This window comes from Sorangium sp. So ce321 (assembly GCF_051530195.1).
Taxonomy (GTDB): Bacteria; Myxococcota_A; Polyangia; order Polyangiales; family Polyangiaceae; genus Sorangium.
Map to the genome: position 1 here is coordinate 2,595,273 of NZ_CP150329.1, position 19,950 is coordinate 2,615,222.

Annotated in this window: 16 protein-coding genes; 11 read left to right on the forward strand and 5 right to left on the reverse strand. The window is 72.0% G+C overall.

Features of this window, described 5'->3' with window-relative positions:
- Positions 1-139 precede the first annotated feature (139 nt).
- The gene (locus WME89_RS10125; protein ID WP_438009014.1) at positions 140-1,627 is read right to left on the reverse strand and encodes a carboxypeptidase-like regulatory domain-containing protein; all 1,488 of its coding nucleotides are present in this window, start codon (positions 1,625-1,627) and stop codon (positions 140-142) included.
- A gap of 429 nt (positions 1,628-2,056) precedes the next feature.
- Between WME89_RS10125 and WME89_RS10130 the strand changes: the two genes are divergently transcribed.
- Positions 2,057-3,442, forward strand: a complete 1,386-nt coding sequence (locus WME89_RS10130; protein ID WP_438009015.1) for an MATE family efflux transporter — start codon at positions 2,057-2,059, stop codon at positions 3,440-3,442.
- 113 nt (positions 3,443-3,555) lie between these two features.
- Positions 3,556-3,948, forward strand: a complete 393-nt coding sequence (locus WME89_RS10135) for a hypothetical protein (RefSeq protein WP_438009016.1) — start codon at positions 3,556-3,558, stop codon at positions 3,946-3,948.
- A gap of 146 nt (positions 3,949-4,094) precedes the next feature.
- Here WME89_RS10135 and WME89_RS10140 read toward each other — a convergent pair whose 3' ends face one another.
- The 3 genes from WME89_RS10140 to WME89_RS10150 form a co-directional block, all read right to left on the reverse strand.
- Positions 4,095-4,685 carry a hypothetical protein gene (locus WME89_RS10140; RefSeq protein WP_438009017.1) on the reverse strand — a complete coding sequence of 197 codons (591 nt, stop codon included), beginning with the start codon at positions 4,683-4,685 and terminating at the stop codon, positions 4,095-4,097.
- A gap of 160 nt (positions 4,686-4,845) precedes the next feature.
- Positions 4,846-6,258: a sigma 54-interacting transcriptional regulator gene (locus WME89_RS10145; protein WP_438009018.1), complete on the reverse strand. Its 1,413-nt coding sequence runs from the start codon at positions 6,256-6,258 to the stop codon at positions 4,846-4,848.
- A 67-nt stretch (positions 6,259-6,325) separates the two neighbouring features.
- Positions 6,326-6,736: a Smr/MutS family protein gene (locus WME89_RS10150; RefSeq protein ID WP_438009019.1), complete on the reverse strand. Its 411-nt coding sequence runs from the start codon at positions 6,734-6,736 to the stop codon at positions 6,326-6,328.
- 138 nt (positions 6,737-6,874) lie between these two features.
- Here WME89_RS10150 and WME89_RS10155 point away from each other — a divergent pair, with 138 nt between their 5' ends.
- Together WME89_RS10155 and WME89_RS10160 are read left to right on the forward strand one after the other, a co-directional pair.
- On the forward strand, positions 6,875-7,450 hold the full coding sequence (locus WME89_RS10155) for a PadR family transcriptional regulator (RefSeq protein WP_438009020.1): 576 nt from the start codon (positions 6,875-6,877) through the stop codon (positions 7,448-7,450).
- Positions 7,451-7,861: 411 nt separating this feature from the next.
- Positions 7,862-8,296, forward strand: coding sequence for a hypothetical protein (locus tag WME89_RS10160; protein WP_438009021.1), 435 nt, complete (start codon positions 7,862-7,864; stop codon positions 8,294-8,296).
- Between the two features lie 195 nt (positions 8,297-8,491).
- Here WME89_RS10160 and WME89_RS10165 read toward each other — a convergent pair whose 3' ends face one another.
- Positions 8,492-9,745, reverse strand: a complete 1,254-nt coding sequence (locus WME89_RS10165) for a GAF domain-containing sensor histidine kinase (RefSeq protein WP_438009022.1) — start codon at positions 9,743-9,745, stop codon at positions 8,492-8,494.
- Between the two features lie 556 nt (positions 9,746-10,301).
- Here WME89_RS10165 and ligD point away from each other — a divergent pair.
- From ligD to WME89_RS10200, 7 genes are all read left to right on the forward strand, one after another.
- Positions 10,302-12,647, forward strand: a complete 2,346-nt coding sequence (ligD, locus tag WME89_RS10170; RefSeq protein WP_438009023.1) for a non-homologous end-joining DNA ligase — start codon at positions 10,302-10,304, stop codon at positions 12,645-12,647.
- A 119-nt stretch (positions 12,648-12,766) separates the two neighbouring features.
- Positions 12,767-14,254 (forward strand): MDR family MFS transporter, encoded by a 1,488-nt coding sequence (locus tag WME89_RS10175; protein ID WP_438009024.1) that lies wholly within the window; start codon positions 12,767-12,769, stop codon positions 14,252-14,254.
- Between the two features lie 149 nt (positions 14,255-14,403).
- On the forward strand, positions 14,404-15,312 hold the full coding sequence (locus WME89_RS10180) for a TolB family protein (protein ID WP_438009025.1): 909 nt from the start codon (positions 14,404-14,406) through the stop codon (positions 15,310-15,312).
- Between the two features lie 332 nt (positions 15,313-15,644).
- On the forward strand, positions 15,645-16,847 hold the full coding sequence (locus WME89_RS10185; RefSeq protein WP_438009026.1) for an arabinan endo-1,5-alpha-L-arabinosidase: 1,203 nt from the start codon (positions 15,645-15,647) through the stop codon (positions 16,845-16,847).
- A gap of 105 nt (positions 16,848-16,952) precedes the next feature.
- Entirely contained in the window at positions 16,953-17,591 is a 639-nt protein-coding gene (locus WME89_RS10190) for an RNA polymerase sigma factor (RefSeq protein WP_438009027.1), read from the forward strand.
- A complete protein-coding gene (locus WME89_RS10195; protein ID WP_438009028.1) occupies positions 17,588-18,646 on the forward strand; it encodes a tetratricopeptide repeat protein in 1,059 nt (352 codons plus the stop codon). Before WME89_RS10190 ends, WME89_RS10195 begins: the two co-directional genes overlap by 4 nt.
- On the forward strand, positions 18,643-19,809 hold the full coding sequence (locus WME89_RS10200) for a hypothetical protein (protein ID WP_438009029.1): 1,167 nt from the start codon (positions 18,643-18,645) through the stop codon (positions 19,807-19,809). Before WME89_RS10195 ends, WME89_RS10200 begins: the two co-directional genes overlap by 4 nt.
- Positions 19,810-19,950 lie beyond the last annotated feature (141 nt).

Genomic DNA, 19,950 nt, shown 5'->3' on the forward strand with positions numbered 1-19,950 from the left:
CGCTGCTGCGCTGCGTCTGCCGCAGCACGCGGGCGTATTTCGCGTGTTCCACGCAGGATACAGCGCTCCCCTTGGTGGTCGGGTGACCACCCTGGTCAACGGTCTATCCATGCGCAGAGCGTCATTCTCGCTCAGGAAATCACCTCGGCACCGGGACCGGCGGCGGCTCGTCGTCAGGCGTGATGCAGGCCGACAGGTCGAACAGCATGAAGAGCAGCGCCTTCTCCTGGGCCGACAGCCCGTGGCGCTCCCCGTCGCCGTCCTCGCAGCCGCTCGGGAAAGGCGCCCCGGCCACGTCGCTCGCCGCCACGTGGATGTCCGTGTACACGAACCGGCCGCACTGCGCTTCTTCCGGCGAGCCGATGGGCGTGTTGAACGTGAAGTACTTGACCCCCGCGCGCGCGTCGTACTCCTCGTTCTCGTCGTTGTAGAGCCACCGCGTCGCGATCTCCTCGTTGACCGAGTTGACCCAGTGCTGCGGATCATCGATCTCGATCTGCCCCGGCACCATCGACGCCCCCACGGTGACGAGCCAGTCCCGGAGCGCCTCGCCCTTCGGGAACGTCGTGTCCACCAGCACCGGGAGCCCGTCGTCGGGATCGCTCGCCTCGTCCCAGTCCGCCGTCTCCGGGAACCGCTCTGGCCCGAGCCGGAGCCATGTGTTGTGCCAGTGCGACGCGAACACGCGCCCTCCCGCGGAGGCGTAGTCGAACATCGCGCGCAGCGCCGCCTCTGGTTTGTCTTGCTCGAACTCGGACCCCTCGCACGACAGGAGCACCATGTCGTACTGGCTCAGGTTGTCGAGCGAGCCCCAGAAGTCGCGGGCGTGGGAGAAGGTCGCGCCGTTGTTCAGCCCGTCGCGGTACCGGCTCGTCGCGCTGTCGCCCTCGAGGGCGCGCCCGGTGAAGAGGTTCACCCGCCCGTCCCCCGTCTCCGGCGTGAACTCCGCCGCGTCGATTCCCATCTTGTACAGCAGGCACTCCAGCACGTCCGCGCCGCCCGTCGTCAGCGCGATCTTCGGGAGATGGCCCTCCGCCTTGTTGCGCGGCAGCCGCACCGTCCCGTCCTCGGTCGGGTTATCGACGCACGCGTCGACCTGCGGCAGCACGAGCTCGCGCCGCCATTTGCCGATCTGGACGACGAGCGGGATGTCCTGGCCGACCGGCACGTTCTCCAGCACGAACCGCCCCTTCGTGTCCGTCAGCGCGGTCGCGATCGGATCCCCGGAGAGCGTCACGTCGCACCGGTCGCAGGTCGCTCCGCTGGTGATGGGGTCAAGCTCCCTGTTCGGGACGTAGACCATGACGTTGTAGAGCGGGATATTGCCCGCGGGCTCGTACACCGTGCCGCTCACGGTGGTCTTGCCGCCGCCCTCACACGCGATCTGCTGGCACTCGAGCCCCTCGCACCCGCCGCTCCCGACGCCCGATCCGCCGCTGCCCGCGATGAACGGCTCGCCCCCGAAGCCGCTCCCGCCGCCCGGGTGGGCCCCGGCGCCGGCGTCGCCGCTGCCGGACGCATTCGCGGCCGTTCCGCCGGAATCGCCGCAAGAGCACCCGGCGATGACGGCCGGCGCCATGGCCGCGGCGGCAAGGAGCCATCCTGCGCTGCTATGCAATCTCAGCATTCGATCCTCCAAGCGCGGAGGGGCGAGGGTGCCCTGTTCCGCCCATTCCAGGGTAATCGAGGCAAGGGCGAGCCGGGAAGGGACAAGCATGCAACATGGCGTGCCGGGATACGCTTTTGCCATCTCGCCTTTCCGCGCGAGCGCAGCTCTCCCACAGCGCCTCCACGGCGAGGCGCCGCTCCTCGCCTCGCGCGCTGCTCGAGTGACGCGGATACCGAGCGAGCCGTGCGCGTACAGGCGACAACCACCCCAGTCGCCGTCCCGTCGACCACGTGACCGCCCCACGCCGCCCCTCGCGCTCAGCTCGGCAGCGACGCGCCTGCGCGGCGTCACCACACGCAGGCGCGCGGCGCGCGGCGCAGGACCTGCTTTCCCTGCTCCGTGTTCCGTCGTGGCGAGACGGCTCGTGGCGGAGTAGGATGCGGCGCTTTGGAATCAGTAGTCCCTGCACCGTCTCTTCCTCGCCCGCGGCTGATCGACATCACCTGGCCCATCTTCAGCGAGCACCTGCTGCACATGCTCGTCGGGGTGTTCGGCTTGTGGCTGGTCAGCCGCCTGTCGGACGAGGCCGCCGCCGCGTACGGCCTGTCCAACCAGATCATGTTGACCTTCATGATCACCTTTCGCTTCGTCAGCGTCGGCGCGAGCGTGGTGGTCACTCAGTACCTCGGCGCGCGCGACCGCGTCGGCGCGGAGCACGTCGCGCGGGCGTCGCTGGCGGCCAACGTCTGGATGGGCCTCCTCAGCTGCGCCATCATCGCGATCGGCGCGAGGCCCCTGCTCGAGCTGATGCGCCTGCCGCCGTCGCTGTTCCCGATCGCGCAGCCGTACCTGATCGCGGTCGGCGTGATGCTGGCGTTCGACGCGGTGAACTTCTCGATGGGGTCGGTGCTCCGCGCGCACACCCATACCCGGGACACGCTGCGCCTCATCGTCATCATGTACATCGTGCAGCTGGCGCTCAGCCTGCCGCTCATGTTCGGCGTCGGCGGGTGGCCGGGGTTCGGCATGAACGGGCTCGCGCTCGCCGCGGTGATCGCGCGCGCCCTCTCCTTCTGGATGCACTCGAAGCTCTGGGTCGCGCGCCTCGGCATCCGACCGAGCTTCGAAGACTTCTGGCGCATCCGGCCCGATCGCCTCCGCGAGATGCTGCACATCGGCCTGCCGGGGGCGGGCGAGAACGTCGTCTACCGCATCAGCTTCATGATCATCCTCGCCATGGTCGCCGACATGGGGCAGACGGCGCTCACCACGCATACGTACACGATGCAGATCGTGCACTTCCTGCTGCTCTTCGGCCTGTCGGTCGGCTTCGGGACCGAGATCGTCGTCGGCCACCACATCGGCGCCGGCGAGCTGCACGGCGCCGATCGCCAGGTGCGTGGCGGCCTCGCGGTCGGGCTCTGCGTGTGCGTGACCGTGGTGCTCACCGCGGCGCTGCTCGGCCCCCGCTTGCTCGGCCTCTTCACGGACGATCCGGAGGTGATCGCCACCGGCTCCAGGCTGCTCTGGCTGACCCTCCTCGTCGAGCCGGGCCGCACGATCAACATGGTCGTCATCAACGGGCTCCGCGCCTCCGGCGACGCGCGCTTTCCGGTCGGGTTCGGCGTCTTCTCGATGTTCGCCGTGGCCGTCGGGCTGTCCTGGCTGCTCGGCGTGCGCCTCGGTTGGGGCCTCGCCGGCATCTGGGTGGCCTACGCGGCGGACGAGTGGGTCCGCGGCCTCGCCATGTGCGCCCGCTGGCACTTCCGCGGCTGGGTGCCCCACGCGCGGCGCACCGTCCGGCGCGTGCGGCTCCACAGCCGCCCTGAGTGACCGCTCCTCGACCACCGGCCGACTCCCCATCTGTCTCCGCTCTACCTCCGCTCTGTCTCCGCTCCAGCAAGTGGCATGTCTGTTGCTGCACCTCCGCGCGAAGGAGACATGTCATGGCTCAAGACGAGCGCACGAGGGAAGGACGAGTGGCCGAGAGCCCTGCTGCCAGCCCGCCCGGCTACGGCGGGATCTCCGAGGGCACCGTGGGCGATCCGGGCGGGGCGGGGCAGGGGGGAGCGCCGGCGGCGCCTCAGGGCAGCGCGCCCGCGGCGGCGCCTCAGGGCAGCGCTGGCAACCCCGGGGCGCGCGAGAAGGCGGCGCGCGGCGAGGACCTCGACGAGGGCGACGCGGACGATGCCGTCGACACGCCGCGCGGGGGCGGGTCGAGCAACGAGGTGATCCCCGGCGTGCTCGACCAGAGCAAGCCGCTGACGCCGGAGTCGAGCGCCGAGCACAAGAGCAGCTGGCCTGACGAGGGCGCGACCGGCGAGGCCGGCGCCGGGTGAGCGGCGGGCACCCGCTTCGGATACGGGCCCATCTCGACGTTTTCGGTGCTCAGCGCACAGGAGTGCGCTTGCGCGCCGAAAACGCCGATCTGGGCCCGTCTCCTGTGCGGGTGACCGCCGCTCTGGGGCGCAGGTAAGGCGAACACCTATCCTGCCGGCGTGCTCACCTTGTCGGCCACCGCCATACAGAGCGCGGCCACGCCGCGCCTCGGTACGGTGACGAGCTTCTCGCGGAATGTGGCGCGCTGATCGGTGTAGAGCTTCGACACCTTGTGCGAGAGGATCGTCGAGCTCCAGACCGCGACGACATCGGCCCAGCGGAGATCGGCGTCGGCCTTCGTCGCGTTGCGGTGGCCCTCGCCGTCGACGATGCGGATGTCGACCTCGCCCGAGAGCAGCTGCCGCAGGTCCTCGGCCGTGCCCGGCCCGCCCCCGACGACGAGCAACCGCCGGAGCCCGCGCGCGCGGAACGCCTCGATCATCGCCAGCGCCGCGCGCTTGTTCGCAGAGCTGCCGCACATGTCGCAAACTGCATCGGTGCCCACCTCGACGACGCGCACCGCGGCCCTGGCGGGCAGCTTCATGCACCCGGCGCAGCGGCGCTCGATCGGCTCCGGGTCGGGCGCCGGCGGCGGGGACCGGCCGAGCGCCTGCTGGGCCCGCTCCACGACGTCCGCGGGTAGGAAATCCGCGGGGTGCCGGAACTCCGCGGTGGGCGCGTTCTCCGCCAGCCACATGAGCAGATCGGTCTCCGAAACATTCAGGGATTTTGCGAGGTTGCGCACACGGACGGATCGCGCCATTGCGACGCGACTGTGACATGTGCAGCCGGGTGGCGCCCTGCCCGATCCGCGGAGGCCGCCGGGAACTCGCCGGTCCGGCGTGGCCCGGCGCTGCTCAGTCGAGGGCGGCGGCGCGCCGGAGGCCGTGCCGCTGGAGGAGGCGGTGGAGGTACATGCGGTCGAGCCCTGCCTTGCGTGCGGCGCGGCTTACATTGCCGTTCGACCACTCGAGCAGGGCGGCGAGGTAGTCCCGCTCGAACCTGTCGATGATGGCGTCCTTCGCCTCCTTGAACGGCATCTCGATGTTGGCGGCGGCGGCGTCGGCGGGCGGCGCGGGAGCGTCGGCGGGCGGAGCGGCGCCGCGCTCGGCCGGCGCGGTCGCCCCCATGGCGGCGCCCTCGCCGAGCACGACGCGGCGCTCGACGTAGTTCCTCAGCTCTCGCACGTTGCCGGGCCAGTCGTAACGCTTCATGTCCTCGATCACCTCGGGGGGAAAGAGGTTCACCTTGTCGCTGGCGCCGAGCTCGTTGAGGAAGCACTGGACGAGCAGGCCGATGTCCTCCTTGCGCTCCCGGAGCGGCGGCACGCGCACGGTGAGCACCGAGAGGCGGTAGTAGAGGTCCTCGCGGAACCGGCCGCTGTTCACCTCGCGCTCGAGGCGCCGGTTGGTGGCGGCGATCACCCGGATATCGACCTTGCGCACCCGGCTCTCGCCGAGCCTGCGCACCTCGCGCGAGGCGAGGGCGCGGAGGAGCTTCGGCTGCATCTCCAGCGGCAGCTCGCCGATCTCGTCGAGGAAGACGGTGCCGCCGTCGGCCTCCTCGAAGGCGCCGGCGCGGTCGCGCGAGGCGCCGGTGAACGAGCCGCGGACGTGGCCGAACAGCTCGCTCTCGATGAGGCTCGGCGAGATGGCGCCGCAGTCGACGATGACGAGCGGCTTGTCGGCGCGCGCGCTGCGCTGGACGAGCTCGGTGGCGATGACCTCCTTGCCGGTGCCGTTCTCGCCCTCGATGAGCACGTCGGGCGCGCTCTTCGCCACGCGATCGAGGATGACGAAGAGGCGCCGCATGGGGACCGACACGCCCTGGAGCGCCCCGAAGCTCGCCGCGCGCGCGAGCTCGGTCTCGGCGACGGCATCGGCGTCGCGGATGCGCACGACCGACTCGCCGAGCTCGATGCGGCACTCCGGCAGGATGGCGTCGGCGTCCCGCACGCGGACGCCCGCGATGTAGGTCCCGTTGAGCGAGCCGACGTCCGTCAGCCGGAAGGTCGCCTTGACGCGCTCGAGGATGCAGTGGAAGCGCGAGACGGCGCGGTCGGCGAGGACGAGGTCGTTGCTCGGGTGGGAGCCGACGCGGATGAAGTCGCCGTCGAGGACCATCGTCCGGCTCGCGGGCTTTCCCGCCTCGCGCTCGACGCAGAGCTCGAGGCGGGGCACCGCCACCACGTCGGCCTTGATGCGGGGCTCCGTGGCGGAGATGACGCCGGGAAGGCCGGGGGCGTCGGGCGTGGCGGGGGGGCGCGGCATCGCGCCATCTTCGCAGGAGACTGCGGTCGTTCCAAGTGGCCCTGCGGGCGGCCAGCTTCGCGCGGAGCTAGGGCGGCGCGTCGCCCGCGGCCTTGAGCCACACGACGGTGGCGCCCCACCCGCCGCGGGAGGCCGGGGCGTCGCGGAAGTCGTCCACGGCGGGGTGGCGCGAGAGGACGCTCCGGACGATCCGGCGCTGCACGCCCTTGCCGCGGCCGTGGATGAGCCGCACCTCGCGGAACCCGCGCTGCTGCGCCTCGTGGAGGTACTCCTCGACGACCGACGCGACGTCGCGCGGCGCGAAGGTGTGCAGGTCGATCGCGTCCTCGATCGGCATGACCACGATGTCGTCGGCGCCCGGCGGAGCGGGAGCTTCCGGCGGCTCGGCCCCGGGCGCCTCGAGGTCGGCGGGGGCCGGCGGCGCGGGCGCGCGGGGCGAGAGCGCGCGATCGAGCCAGTCGAGGAGCCGTCGGAGCATCCGCGCGGTGTAGCCGAGCCCTGGCCGGCCGCCACCGCCGGCCTCGCGGCGCGCGCGGGCTCTTCCGGCGTCGCCGGCGGCGATCGAGCTCTTATATCACATTGTATATAGGATACCGGTGCTCTAGGGTCCGGCGCCGTGTCCCTCCGCGGCGCCATCCTGGGCTTCCTCTCGTTCGAGCCGACGAGCGGTTATACGTTGAAGCAGCGGTTCGACGGGTCGGTGCGCTCGTTCTGGTCCGTGACGCAGAGCCAGATCTACCGGGAGCTGCACGCGCTGGAGGGCGAGGGGCTCGTCGAGGCGCGGACGGTGCCGGGGGACGGCAAGCCGGACCGGAAGGTGTATTCCCTGACGGAGCCGGGCCGAGCGGCGCTGAAGGCGTGGCTCGAGGCGCCGCTCGAGCCGCTCATGCTGCGGCACCCCTTGCTGCTCAAGCTGGTGTTCGCCGCGCATGTGCCGCCGGCGAAGCTCGACGACATCCTGGCGAGGTACGCCCGGGATATCGAGGCGACCCGGGTCGACTACGAGGGGCGGCTCGGGGACGAGCAGATCTTCTCGCTGGCGCGGTCGGCGCGCGAGCGCGACATCTGGCGGCTGAGCATCGAGCACGGGCTCGCCTGGTGCGACGCGGAGCTCCGGTGGATCGAGCGCGCCCGCAGCGAGCTGTCGGCGGAGCGAGGCGGCCCGAAGCGAGGGAGCCGCAAGGCCAGGTGACCCGGGAGAGCGCCTTCTCGGGCGCCGCCCCTGATGTATCCCCTCAAATTCTTCGGAAAGTTCACAGGGAGGCGGGGAGACGGGGAGGGAAATCTTCGAAGTACTCCCTGTCTCCCCGCCTCCCTGTTCAATTTCCCTGCTGGAAAGGGCTGCAAAATGAGGGAGTTCCTCAGGCGCCGCCCCGCGCGGCACACCCGCCGCCCGGGGCTGCTGCCGCGGCGGGCTCAGCCGCGCGACCCGTCGCTATCGTGGACGCTCCTCCGCCAGACACGGCGGACTGTCCGCTCGCGAGGAGCGCGCGTCCGCTCCCCTGGAGGAAAGCGATCCGTCCATATCCTTCACGATTGCTCGCGTGCGCGCCGCCAAGTACACCCGTGCTCAGAAACACCGACGGAGACGGAGGGTACCACCATGATGATGCCGATGAGCTCGATGCCGATGATGAACATGATGCCGATGATGGGCGGCATGATGCCCGGCATGATGAACATGATGCCCGGTATGGGCATGATGGGCGGCATGATGCCGAACATGATGATGCCGATGATGGGCGGCATGATGCCGAACATGATGAACATGATGCCCGGCATGGGCATGATGAACGGCATGATGCCGAACATGATGATGCCCGGCATGATGAACATGATGCCCGGCATGGGCATGATGCCCGGCATGATGAACATGATGCCCGGCATGGGCATGATGAACGGCATGATGAACATGATGCCCGGCATGGGCATGATGAACGGCATGATGCCCGGCATGATGAACATGATGCCCGGCATGGGCATGATGGGCGGCATGATGCCGAACATGATGGGCATGAAGTCGATGATGGCTGCGTGAAGCCCGTGAGGGCGGCGCGCCGTCCTCACAGCGCGGCGCGATGACGTGCGCCGCCGCGATCCTGGCGGAGCAGGCCTGAAGCGGGCCCGCTCCGCCAGCTTCGTTTTGTGCCCTCGCGCGCGCCGTTCGACGCGAGCTGCGCCGCGGGTGATCAGGCGCGATGATGCGCTGGGTCGTTCCTCTTCCGGTTCCGGATCACGCCTTCTCCGGATGATCGGGCGGACCGCTCACCGGCAAGCTCAGCCGGAACGTCGCGCCGGTGCCGGGAGGAGAGCTCACCGTCAACGAGCCCCCGTGGGCGGCGGCGATCCTGCTCGCCAGGTAGAGCCCGAGGCCCATGCCCGACGCGCTCCCGCCGGTGACGAAGCGGTCGAAGATCCTGGGAAGGAGCTCTGGCGGCACGCCGGCTCCGTGGTCGATGACATCGACATAAACGTACTCCATCCCCGCTCGCAGCTCGCTGCTGAGCTTGACGAGCACCCACTTCCCCGCGGGCGAGTGCTTGATCGCGTTGCTGACGAGGTTCTCGAGCGCCTGGCGGAGGCGAGCCCTGTCCGCTGCGACCACGAGCTCCGGCGGGCCCTCGACGCGGACCTCGACGCTGGGCGTCCCGAGCGCCCGCGCGACGTCCTGCGCCAGCGCGGCAAGGTCCATCGACGTCGGCACGATCTCGAACAGCCCCTGCTCGAGGCGCCCGACGTCCAGCAGATCCGAGATGAGGTGGCCGAGCTGAGCGACCGAATCGCTCGCCCGGTCGAGGTCGCGCACGTCATCGGCCCGGCCCTCGATCTCGGCGCGCCGGTGCAGCAGCTCGAGGCGGCTCAGGAGCGGGCTCAGGTAGTTCCGCAGGTCGTGGGCCATCACGGTGATCAGCTCCTCGGCGACCTGGCGCCGGCCCTGCACGAGCGCCGCCGCGGTGACCTGCTCGACCAGCTCCGCCCGGTGCGTCAGGGCGCCGATCCAGTGCGACACAGCGCCGAGGAAGCGGAGGTCCTCGTCGGAGAAGAACTCCGGCGCGGGGGACTGGGCGGAGACGACCCCGCGCCGCTCGCCGTCGATGAAGAGCGGGACCGCGATGTGCGACCGGACCCCGAGGTCGTGGACCACGCCGGGGAGCTCGCCGTGCACCTGGTCCGCATGCCCGGTGACGTGAGGATCGCCGGTCGTGAAGACACCGGCGATCGAGCCGCCGTTGGCGACCGGATGGATATCGAGGCCCAGCGACCGCTGGAGCCGGCCCATCGGCGTGTTGCTCGTCCCCAGGGCACGCAGCGTTTTTCTGCTGGGGTCGAAGAGGAAGATGTCGATCTTGTCGGCGCCGAGCGCGCTCGCGAGGAGCTCGCTCGCCTGGTTGAGCGACTGCCGCAGGTCGGCTGCCGGGAGCTCGAGCAGGCGCTCGAGGGTCGACATGAGCCGACCTTCCCTGGAGGAGGCTTCCATTACGGACATGCTGCTCTCTTTCTCCGTGACCAGCTCGATTTCGTGCCCCTCACAGCGGAAGCGTGAGCTAGGTTCGGGGCAGAAGATTACCTCGTGACGTCGGGGATCTCGTCCGATGGCCAGGCCTGGACGGCGCCTGCTGGCGCCGTGGCGCGCGCAGCATACGCCGATGCGGTATCGGCTACACAGGACGCGTCGTCAAGCTCGCTCCGCCTGCGCGCAGGGCGTGGCGCCGGTCCTGGAGCGGGACGCGCCGGGGCCGGCGCGCCTCGGCGGCCGCTCGCGTCCCTCGGTGACATCAGCAGCCTGAGCGACGTCAAGCGGTCGGCCTCTGCCTCGCGGCCACCCTGCGCCGCGCGGCGCAGCGCCCTTCCATCAGCAGGCTCAGCCCGCGCGAACGATCGCGCGCAATGTGTCCTCCTCCGGCTCGAGGAGCGCCTCGAGCGTGCCGGCGCGCGGCGCGCGGTGTCGATGACGTCGCCGAGGAGGTCACTCCCCTGCTCGAGCGGCCCCCGCGGACTCGGCGCCTGGGCTGCAGCGCGCGACGCCTCTGCTATCCTGGCGCATGGGACTGCGCGAGTACTGGCGTAAACGCGACTTCTCCGTCACGCCCGAGCCACGGGGGGAAGAGGTCACTGCCGCGCCTGCCGACGCCGAGGAGCGGACCTTCATCATCCAGAAGCACGCCGCCTCGCACCTGCACTACGACTTTCGCCTCGAGCTCGAGGGCGTGCTCAAGAGCTGGTCGGTGCCGAAGGGGCCGAGCCTCGACCCGGAGGTCAAGCGGCTGGCCATGCACACCGAGGATCACCCGCTCGATTACGGGGATTTCGAGGGCATCATCCCGAGAGGGCAGTACGGGGGCGGGACAGTGCTCCTCTGGGACCGGGGCACGTGGGTCCCGGTCGAGAATCCGCACAAGGGGTATCACGCCGGAAAGCTGAAGTTCCTCCTGCGGGGCGAGAAGCTCCGCGGCGGCTTCACGCTCGTGAAGACCCGCGGGCGGGACGATGACGACGAGGGGAGGAGCTGGCTCCTCATCAAGGAGAAGGACGCGGAGGCGCGCTCCATGAACGAGTACAGCGTCGTGGAGGCCCGGCCCGAGAGCGTGGCCACCGGGAGGCAGCTCGACGAGATCGCCGCGGCCAAGGACCGGGTGTGGCAATCGAACCGGGCCGAGAAGAAGAAGCAGAAGGCGCCGGAGGAGGCGCCCGGGCGCGGGGATCGGCGCGAGAGCGGCCTCTCGCGCGCCGCGGCGCGGGTGGAGGGCGCGCGCAAGGCGGTGATGCCGGCGAAGGTGCGGCCTCAGCTGCCGGAGCACCTGCCGGCGAGGAAGGGGAAGGGGAAAGCGAGCGGAGCGCCGGACGGCGAGGGCTGGCTGCACGAGATCCAGTACGACGGCTGCCGGATCATGGCCCGGGTCGAGGAAGGGCGCGTCCGGCTCGTGGACGAGAAGGGGAAGGACGTCGAGGGCCGGTTCGAGCACATCGCCGCGGCGATCGCGGGGCTCGGGCCGAAGAGCGCGCTGCTCGACGGCGAGGTGGCGGTGCTCCTGCGGGACGGCACCACGGCCCCGCCGCCGCCCGGCGCAAAGGCAGCTCCGCGGGGCGGCGAGGTCGTCTACTTCGTGTTCGATCTCCTGTACCTGGAGGGCCACGACCTCATGGCGTCGCCGCTCTCGGCGAGGAAGCAGGCGCTGAAGCGGCTGCTCGGCTCCTCGGGCGAGGGCGCGCTGCGCTACGCCGACCACGTCGAGGGCTCGTGGGAGGAGGTCGTCCAGAAGGGGTGCCAGCTGTCGCTGAAGGGGATCGTCTCGAAGCGGATCGACGCGCCCTATGTGCCCGGCCGCGGCCCGGGCTGGGTCCGCGCTTCGTGCGGCAGCGCGCCGGGACGGGAGCCCGAGGAGCCCGAGAAGAAGGAGAAGACCGCGGCGCGCGGGGCGGGCGAGCGCGCGGCGCCGAAGAAGACGGCCAGGGCGCGCGCGGCTGCGGCGAGGGGCGCGGAGGACGGCGAGGAGACCTCGGTCGCGGGCGTGCGCCTGTCGCACCCGGACAAGGTGCTGTATCCGGCGCAGGGGATCACCAAGCGCGAGCTCGCGCTCTACTACGCGTCGATCGCCGAGCGGATGGTGCCGCAGGTGAAGGACAGGCCGCTCACGCTGGTGCGGTGCCCGGAGGGCGCGGACCGGGAGTGCATCTACATGAAGCACTCGAAGGTGTGGGGGCCGTCGGCGCTCCGCCGCGTGACGATCCAGGAGAAGACGAAGGCGGGCGAGTACCTCGTGGCGGACTCGGCCGAGGCGCTCGTGTCGCTCGCGCAGATGGGGACCCTGGAGATCCACACGTGGAACTCGACGGCATCGAAGCTCGAGCTGCCGGATCGGGTGGTGTTCGATCTCGACCCGGATCCCTCGGTGTCATGGGACCGCGTGATCGCGGCGGCGCTCCTGATCAGGGAGCGGCTCACCGATCTCGGCCTCGAGAGCTTCGTGAAGACGACGGGCGGCAAGGGGTTTCACATCGTGGTGCCGCTCGCGCCGCGGAGCGGGTGGGACGAGTGCCTCGCCTTCACGAAGGGGCTCGCGGGCGACATCGCGCGGCGCGACCCGAAGGGGTACACGATCGTGGTCTCGAAGGCGCAGCGGAAGGGGAAGATCTTCATCGACTACCTGCGCAACACGCGGGGCGCGACGTCGGTGGCCGCGTACTCGACGCGGGCGCGGCCGGGGGCGCCGGTGTCGACGCCGCTCTCCTGGGAGGAGCTCGGGCCGGAGGTGCGCGCGGATCAGTTCACGATCAGGAACCTGCCGGAGCGCCTGGCCTCGCTCAAGGAGGACCCGTGGGCGCGCTACGGGGAGGTCCGACAGAGGATCACGCCCGCGATGCTGCGCGCGCTTGGAATCCGGCCGTAGCGCGGGCGGGCGGGCGCGCGCCTTCCGCGTTGGCGCGCGCCTTCCGGCTCGACGCGCGCCGCCGCGCGGTGTCACGCTTGCCGGGCCGGCTCGTCCACACCACATCCCCGACCACCTGCATGGCTTCCGAACGCAAGACCCACCGCGCCCTCACCGTCGTCGGGCTCATCCTCTCCCTCGCCATGGCCGCCCTCGAGTCGACGGTCGTGGCCACCGCGATGCCCACCGTGATCGGCGATCTCGGCGGCATTCACCAGTACGCCTGGGTCACCACCGCCTACCTGCTCACCTCGTCGGTGCTGGTGCCCATCTGCGGCAAGCTGTCGGACATCTACGGGCGCAAGCCCGTCATGCTCTTCGGCATCGCCGTCTTCCTGATCGGGTCGATCGCGAGCGGCGCGGCGCGCTCGATGCCGCAGCTCATCGCCTTCCGCGCCCTCCAGGGGGCCGGCGCCGGGGCCATGCAGCCGATGGCGATGACCATCTCGGGCGACATCTTCGACCTCAACGAGCGCGCGCGGATCCAGGGCGTCTTCGGGGCCGCGTGGGGGCTCTTCGGCATCATCGGCCCGATGGTGGGCGGCCTCATCGTTTCCTACTTCTCCTGGCGCTGGGTCTTCTACATCAACATCCCGTTCGGCCTCGCTTCCGCCGCGCTCGTGGCGACCTCGTTCCACGAGCGCATCGAGAAGCGGCCTCACGAGCTCGACTTCCTCGGCGCGGCCCTGCTGTCTGCCGGCGTCGTCGCGCTGCTGCTCGCCACGGGGCGGCTGGGCGGGGGGACGACGCTCGTCGCCGCGATCGCGTGCGTCGTGCTCTTCGCGGCGTTCTTCGCGGTGGAGCGCCGGGCGCCCGAGCCGATGGTCCCGCTTCCGCTCTTCCGGCGCCCGGTGATGTTCATCTCCAACGTGGCCGGCGCCATCCTCGGCGGCGCGATGATGGGCACGATCACCTTCGTGCCGCTGTTCGTGCAGGGCGTGCTCCGCGGCACCCCTACCGACGCCGGGAGCGCCATCGCCCCGATGCTGATCGGCTGGCCTGTCGCGAGCGCGATCGGCGGGCGGCTCATCCCGCGGGTCGGGTTCCGCCCGCTCATCTGGCTCGGGCTCGGGTTCACGGCGGTGGCGGGGCTCGCGCTCGCGCTCGGCGGGGCGCACGACACGCCGCTGATGCTCCGCGCGACGACGTTCGTCTTCGGCGTGGGCATGGGGCTGTCGAACGTGGCGCTGCTCATCGCGGTGCAGAGCAGCGTCGCCTGGGATCAGCGCGGGATCGCGACGGCGAGCACGATGTTCTCCCGGCTGCTCGGCGGCGTGGTGGCGGTGGGCGTCATGGGCGGCGTCCTGACGGCGCAGCTCGCGAAGGACCCGTCGATCCCCGAGGACGCGGCGAGCCGGTTGCTGACGGCGGAGGGGGCGCGGGGGCTCGACCCGGCGGTCGTGCAGCACCTCGGGGAGGCGCTCACGTCCGGCCTCACCACGGTGTTCTGGATCATCGCGGCGATGGGCGTCGTCGGGTTCATCTCGGCGCTCTGGTTTCCCCGCGTGCCCATCCAGGCGGGGGACGACAAGGCGGTCGCGCCGCCCAGCGAGGCGGGCATCGGGTGAGGCGGCGTGGGGCCCGGGGGCCGTCCGGTGTCGAACGGGGGGCGGATGTCAGGCCTCCCGGCGCCGAGCACGGTCCGCGGAAGCTCGCCGTTGTCGACGGGGCGAACGTTTGATGCGAGGCCAACTTTCTCACGTGTGAACGGGAATCGATGAGGTGGCGGGGCCAGAAGATCGCGGCGGCGTGGGGACTCTGGCTCGCGCTCGGCGGAGCGGGGTGCCAGGATCAGCACTTCGTGATCGGCAACCTCACGCCAGGACAGGGCGGCGCAGGCGCGCCGGTGCGGCCGACGTTCGAGGCGCCTGCGGCGGTGGCGGAGGTCAACTCCGAGGCAAGGGAAGAAGACCCGACGCTCACGGGCGATCTGCTCGAGATCTACTTCATGTCCGATCGCGACGGGAACCGGGACCTCTTCACGTCGCGACGGGCAGCGCTGGGCTCGCCGTGGGACGCGCCGCGCGCCGTGGAGGAGCTCAACAGCGCCGAGATCGAGGACACCCCCTCCGTCTCCGGAGACGGGCTCAAGATCTGGTTCTTCAGCGCACGCGATCCGGAGGGCATCTGGCTGGCCACGCGCGCCAGCCGGGACGACCCGTGGGGGACACCAGCGCACGTGGACGCCCTCGCCGTCGAGGGCGCCACGGTGATAGGCCCTCACGTCGATCCCCCAGGGCTCCACCTCGTGACCGGCGTCACGCCCGCGGACGCGGAGACGTACCTCGCGATCGCGTCGCGCGAACGCCCGGAGGACGACTGGAGCGCGCTCGTCCCGCTCGCCGGGGTGGACGGCCCAGGCGACGAGGGCGCCCCGTTCCTGTTCGACGACGGCAAGCAGATCCTGTTCCGATCGAGCCGCGCGGGAGGGGGAGACCTGTTCTGGGCACGGCGGGCAAGCGCCGAAGCGGCGTTCGAGGCCGCGGAGCCGCTCGAGGCGCCGGTGAACCTCCCCGAGGAGCGCGACACCGATCCGCACCTCTCACCCGACGGCTCCGTCCTGTTCTTCGCGTCGACACGGACCGGCGTGGCCGATATCTACGAGGCCCGCCGCCTCACACCCTGATCCGGACTCCAGGCCTCGCACGCCGCGGTGAGCGCCGTCGATCCCACGCCGGCGCACGCGGGCGGCGCCGAGCGCGACCCCGGCACAGGCGCCCTCCGGAGGCCCACGACCGGGTGGCGTCACGGCATCCTGCCCTGGTGCAACTTTCCAATCGAGCGCGATCGTTGCGGCCCCTGACGAGAAAATCGAGCGACCCGTGATTGATCGCGGTCGCTCCGCTCCACGTGGGAAAACGGGATCGAGAACACCCCCCAGGAGCTTCAATGCATCCTCTGCTTGACCGGTCGCGGCGACGATGTGGGTCTGCACGTACGTGGAGCCTCCTGATCGGCGTGGTCGCGTCGCTCGCGGGTTGTGGCTCGGAGACCCCGGGCCCGAGCTCCGGCTCAGGGGGTCAGGACAGCGGCGCCACGAGCGCCACCACCTCCACGACGACCGCGGCCGCCACCGCGGGCACCAGCGGCGCGGGAGGTCGCGCCGACACGACCGGCACCGGCGGCGAAGGAGGCAGCGGCGGCGCTGGCGCCGGAGGGAGCGGCGAGGGAGGCAGCGGCGGCGCCGGCGCCGGAGGGAGCGGCGGCGGCCCGGGGGGCGGCGACCGGTGCGCAGAGGCGCGCCACGACCCCGCGAGCCCGCCCGGGGCGCTGCGCCTGTCCGGGAACCTCGGGACGCACGACCCGTCGGTCATCCAGGCCGGCGACCGGTATTACCTCTTCCAGACGGGCGACCGGATCCCGATGAAGACCTCCTCGGACTTCCTCGACTGGCAGCCTGCAGGTCGGGTGTTCGAGGCGAGGCCCGCCTGGCTCGCGGCGCGGGTGCCGGGCGTGAGCGACCTGTGGGCGCCCGATATCTCCCACTTCGGGGACACCTACCACCTCTACTACTCCGCCTCGACGTTCGGCAGCAACAAGTCGTGTATAGGACACGCGACGAAGGCATCGCTCGACTCGACAGAGCCGTGGACGGACCGAGGGGCCGCCATCTGCTCGAACGACGACGCGACCCGGGACGACTGGAACGCCATCGACCCCAACGTCGCGCTCGATGAAGACGGCACCCCGTGGCTCGTGTTCGGGAGCTTCTGGAGCGGGATCAAGATGGTGAAGCTCGCCCCATCGGGGGAGCGGGCCGACGACGCGCTCCACGCCCTCGCCTCGCGCCCTGACGCCGGCGGGGCGCTCGAGGCGCCGTTCATCGTCCGGCGCTGCGGCTTTTACTATCTGTTCGTGTCGTTCGACTCCTGCTGCCGCGGGGTCGACAGCACCTACAAGATCACCGTCGGCCGCTCGACGAGCATCAACGGCCCGTACGTGGACAGGGAGGGCACGGCCATGCTGTCCGGCGGCGGCACCCTCCTCGTCACGGGGGACTCCCGGTGGCGAGGGCCCGGGCACAACGCCGTCCTGTTCGCCAAGGACCGGGCCTACAACGTCTATCACGCGTACAACGCGGAAGCGAACGGCGCCCCCACGCTGCGGATCTCCGATCTGGCGTGGGACGGCGACGGCTGGCCGATCTCCGGAGGACCGTGACGTGCGCCCCGCTCGCGGCCTGCGCGGAGCAGCGTGGCCGCTGTCGATGAGGCCCGCCGAAGCGCGCCTTGACCAGGACTTCCGCCCTCGTGCATCGTGGTTGACGTGCGAAAGCTTGCGACCGACCTCCCGCCCCCGGCGGAGGGAGCGCCTCCGCGGGCGGACGAGCTGCTCGGGGTCGCTCGCGCGGCGGCGGCGCGCGACCCCGCGGCCATTCGCACGCTCGTCACCGAGCTCGGCGGCTCCATGCTACGGACGGTGAGGAAGGTGCTCGGCCCCCGTCACTCCGACGTCGAGGACGTCACGCAGGAGGCGGTCCTCGCGCTGCTCCAGGCGCTGCCTTCCTTCCGCGCGGAGTGCACCGTGGTCCATTTCGCCAACCGTATCGCCCTGATGACCGCGCTCGGCGCGCGCCGGCGCCTCCGCGTGCGCGCGCGCTTCGACGTGTCGGACGCGCCGGTCGAGGCGGCCGCGGACGAGAGCGGCCCTTCGCCGTTCGCCGAGGCGGTCTCGACCCGGCGGCGCGAGATGGTGCTCGAGGTGCTCGACAGGATGCCGGGGTCGACGGCCGAGGCGCTCGCCCTGCACTTCGTGCTCGGTTACACGGTCGACGAGATCGCGGCGCTCGCCAGCGTCTCCCCGAACACGATCTGGAGCCGGCTCCGGCTCGGCAAGGAGTCCCTGCGGCGCGCGCTCGCCAACAACGCCAAGCTGGCCGAGCTCTCCCGGTGGAGGGAATCATGAGCCTGGACTGCCGGAGCGAGCTCCTCACGCGGGTGCGCCGCGGCGTCGCGACCGAGCCGGACCGGCTCGCCTTCGACGCCCACCTGGGCGCCTGCGATTCGTGCCGGATCAGCTGGGGGATCGCGCAGGACTTCGACACCGTGGGCGCGGCGGAGCCCGGGGACGCGGAGCTCCTCGCGCGCATCGCGAGCGTCGCGATCGGCGGGGCAGCGCTCGACGTGCGGCGCGAGGGCGCGCCGGTGCGGCCTGACAACGACGTGCGGCACGGAGACGACCTCGCGCCGCCCGGAAGCGGCCTCGCCGGCGCGCGCGGGGCTCGCTGGAAGCGCAGCGCCTGGCTCTACGCCGCGGCGGCCGTCCTCGCCTGCGGCGTGGCGGCGGCGGCGCTCGTGCAGCGGCGCCCGCCCCCGCAGTCGACCCCGAGCGTCCGCCTGCTCCAGCCCTCGCTGCGCGCGGTGGTGTCCCGCCCGCGCGTGGCCGCGCCGCTCGCCGGCGAGCCCGCGCCGCTCGCCGGCGAGCCCGCGCCGCCCGCCAGCGAGCCCGCGCCGGGCGGCGCGCCGGCACGTGCTGCAGGAGCGGCGGCGGCGCCCGCCGGAGCGGCGCTGCCGGAGCTCGCGGCGCCGGCTGCGCGGTCGAAGGAGGCCCCGCGCGGGCCGGGCGCGGCCGCGTCCTCCGCCCCGACGGCGGAGCAGCTCTTCCGGGACGCCAACGAAGCGAGGCGCGCCGGCAGCACCCAGCGCGCCATCGAGCTCTACCGCGCGCTCCAGAAGGGCTTCGCGAGGTCGCCCGAGGCCACGCTCTCCCTCGTGTCGCTGGGCAGCTTGCTCCTCAACAGCGGCTCGCCCGCCGCGGCGCTCGCGCAGTTCGACAGGTACCTGGGCACCGCCGGCGCGCGCCCGCTGGCGGTCGAGGCGCTCTACGGCCGCGGGCGCGCCCTGCGGGCGCTCGGGCGCTCCGCCGACGAGGCGCAGAGCTGGCGGCGCCTGCTCCGGGAGCACCCGGGCTCGCCCTACGTCGAGCACGCGCGCCGCCGCCTCGCCGAGCTCGGAGGGTGATCACGAAGCGGGCGGGGATCGGGATCGGGCTCGCCGCGGCGCTCGCGCTCGCCGCGGCGTCCGCGCTGGCCGACGGCGGCGGCGCCGTCCCGGCAGCGCCGCCGGGCACACCGCCGGTCGTCGCGCCGGTCGCGCCGCCGGTCGTCGCGCCGAGCGCGCCGGTCGTGGAGCTCGTCCTCACGGGCGCCGCGGGCGATCTCGTCGCGGTGCGGACGGCGCTCGAGTCCCAGGCGCTCTCCGCCTTCACCCTCCGCTTCCGGACCGCGCCGCGCTTCGACGCGACGGCGCTCTTCGCGACGCGCGCCGCCCCCGGCGTGGCCCTCTCGTGCTGGATCGACCTCAGCGATCCGCGCCGCGCCGCCCTCTACTTCACGGATCCCGTGGCCGATCGCTTCCTCGTGCGCTCGATCGAGCTCTCGGGCCGCTTCGACGAGCTCGATCGCGAGTCCGTGGCCCAGGTCGTCGAGCTCTCGCTGCGGTCGCTGCGCGAGGACGCGCGCTCCTCGCTCGACCGGGAGCAGGCGCGCGCGCTCATCCTCCACGAGGCGGCGCCTCCGGAGCCGCCCGCCGGCGCACCGGCGCCTACGGCCGCCGCGGCCGCCGCGGCCCCGCGCCGCGCGCTGGAGCTCGGGGCCTTCTACGGGGTCATGGCGCACTCGGCCGAGGTCGGCCTCACGCACGGCCCCGGCGTGCGCGTCGCGCTCGGCGCGAGCTGGGGGTGGCACCGGCTCGCTGTCGACGCGCGCTTCCAGTACCAGTTCGAGCGGCGCTACGAGGAGCCGCGCATCGGCCTCGATCTCCGCACGATGACGCTCCGCGCCGACGCCTCCTGGCTCCACGCCGTCGCCCCGGGCGTGACGTCGCTCGAGCTCGGCGCGCGCCTCGGCGCGGGCCTCGACCGCGTGGACGCGACGCCGCGGCCGGGCAGCGACGGCGCCGCCGCGTTCGTCCCTGCCGGGGCGAGCGCCTCGTACGCCCTCGTGCTCGCGGCCGGGCTCGTGGCCAGGCTCCCGCTGACCCGGGAGCTCTCGCTGTTCACGGAGCTCTTCGTCGACCTCGACCCCGCGCGCGTCCGCTACGACCTCGCGCTCGAGCAGGGGACCGAGACGGTCCTCGCGCGCTACCGCTTCCGGCCCGGCTTGCTCCTCGGCGTCGAGCTCTGACGCCGGCGCGCGCCTGGGACCGGAGGAGGGTCTCGCTCGACGCGAGCTGCTTCGCCATCCCCTTCGTCGGCGCAACATTGCATCGCCGAGCGACGGCTCCGGCCCCTGCAGAAAATCGTGACAATGTGTGATTGATCCCGG

Coding starts and splice junctions, on each gene's coding strand:
- WME89_RS10165 (WP_438009022.1), bottom strand. CDS start 9,745: ATGTCCGTAATGGAAGCCTCCTCCAGGGAAGGTCGGCTCATGTCGACC.
- WME89_RS10135 (WP_438009016.1), top strand. CDS start 3,556: ATGGCTCAAGACGAGCGCACGAGGGAAGGACGAGTGGCCGAGAGCCCT.
- WME89_RS10125 (WP_438009014.1), bottom strand. CDS start 1,627: ATGCTGAGATTGCATAGCAGCGCAGGATGGCTCCTTGCCGCCGCGGCC.
- WME89_RS10160 (WP_438009021.1), top strand. CDS start 7,862: ATGATGATGCCGATGAGCTCGATGCCGATGATGAACATGATGCCGATG.
- WME89_RS10145 (WP_438009018.1), bottom strand. CDS start 6,258: ATGCCGCGCCCCCCCGCCACGCCCGACGCCCCCGGCCTTCCCGGCGTC.
- WME89_RS10180 (WP_438009025.1), top strand. CDS start 14,404: ATGAGGTGGCGGGGCCAGAAGATCGCGGCGGCGTGGGGACTCTGGCTC.
- WME89_RS10175 (WP_438009024.1), top strand. CDS start 12,767: ATGGCTTCCGAACGCAAGACCCACCGCGCCCTCACCGTCGTCGGGCTC.
- WME89_RS10150 (WP_438009019.1), bottom strand. CDS start 6,736: ATGCTCCGACGGCTCCTCGACTGGCTCGATCGCGCGCTCTCGCCCCGC.
- ligD (WP_438009023.1), top strand. CDS start 10,302: ATGGGACTGCGCGAGTACTGGCGTAAACGCGACTTCTCCGTCACGCCC.
- WME89_RS10140 (WP_438009017.1), bottom strand. CDS start 4,685: ATGTGGCTGGCGGAGAACGCGCCCACCGCGGAGTTCCGGCACCCCGCG.
- WME89_RS10195 (WP_438009028.1), top strand. CDS start 17,588: ATGAGCCTGGACTGCCGGAGCGAGCTCCTCACGCGGGTGCGCCGCGGC.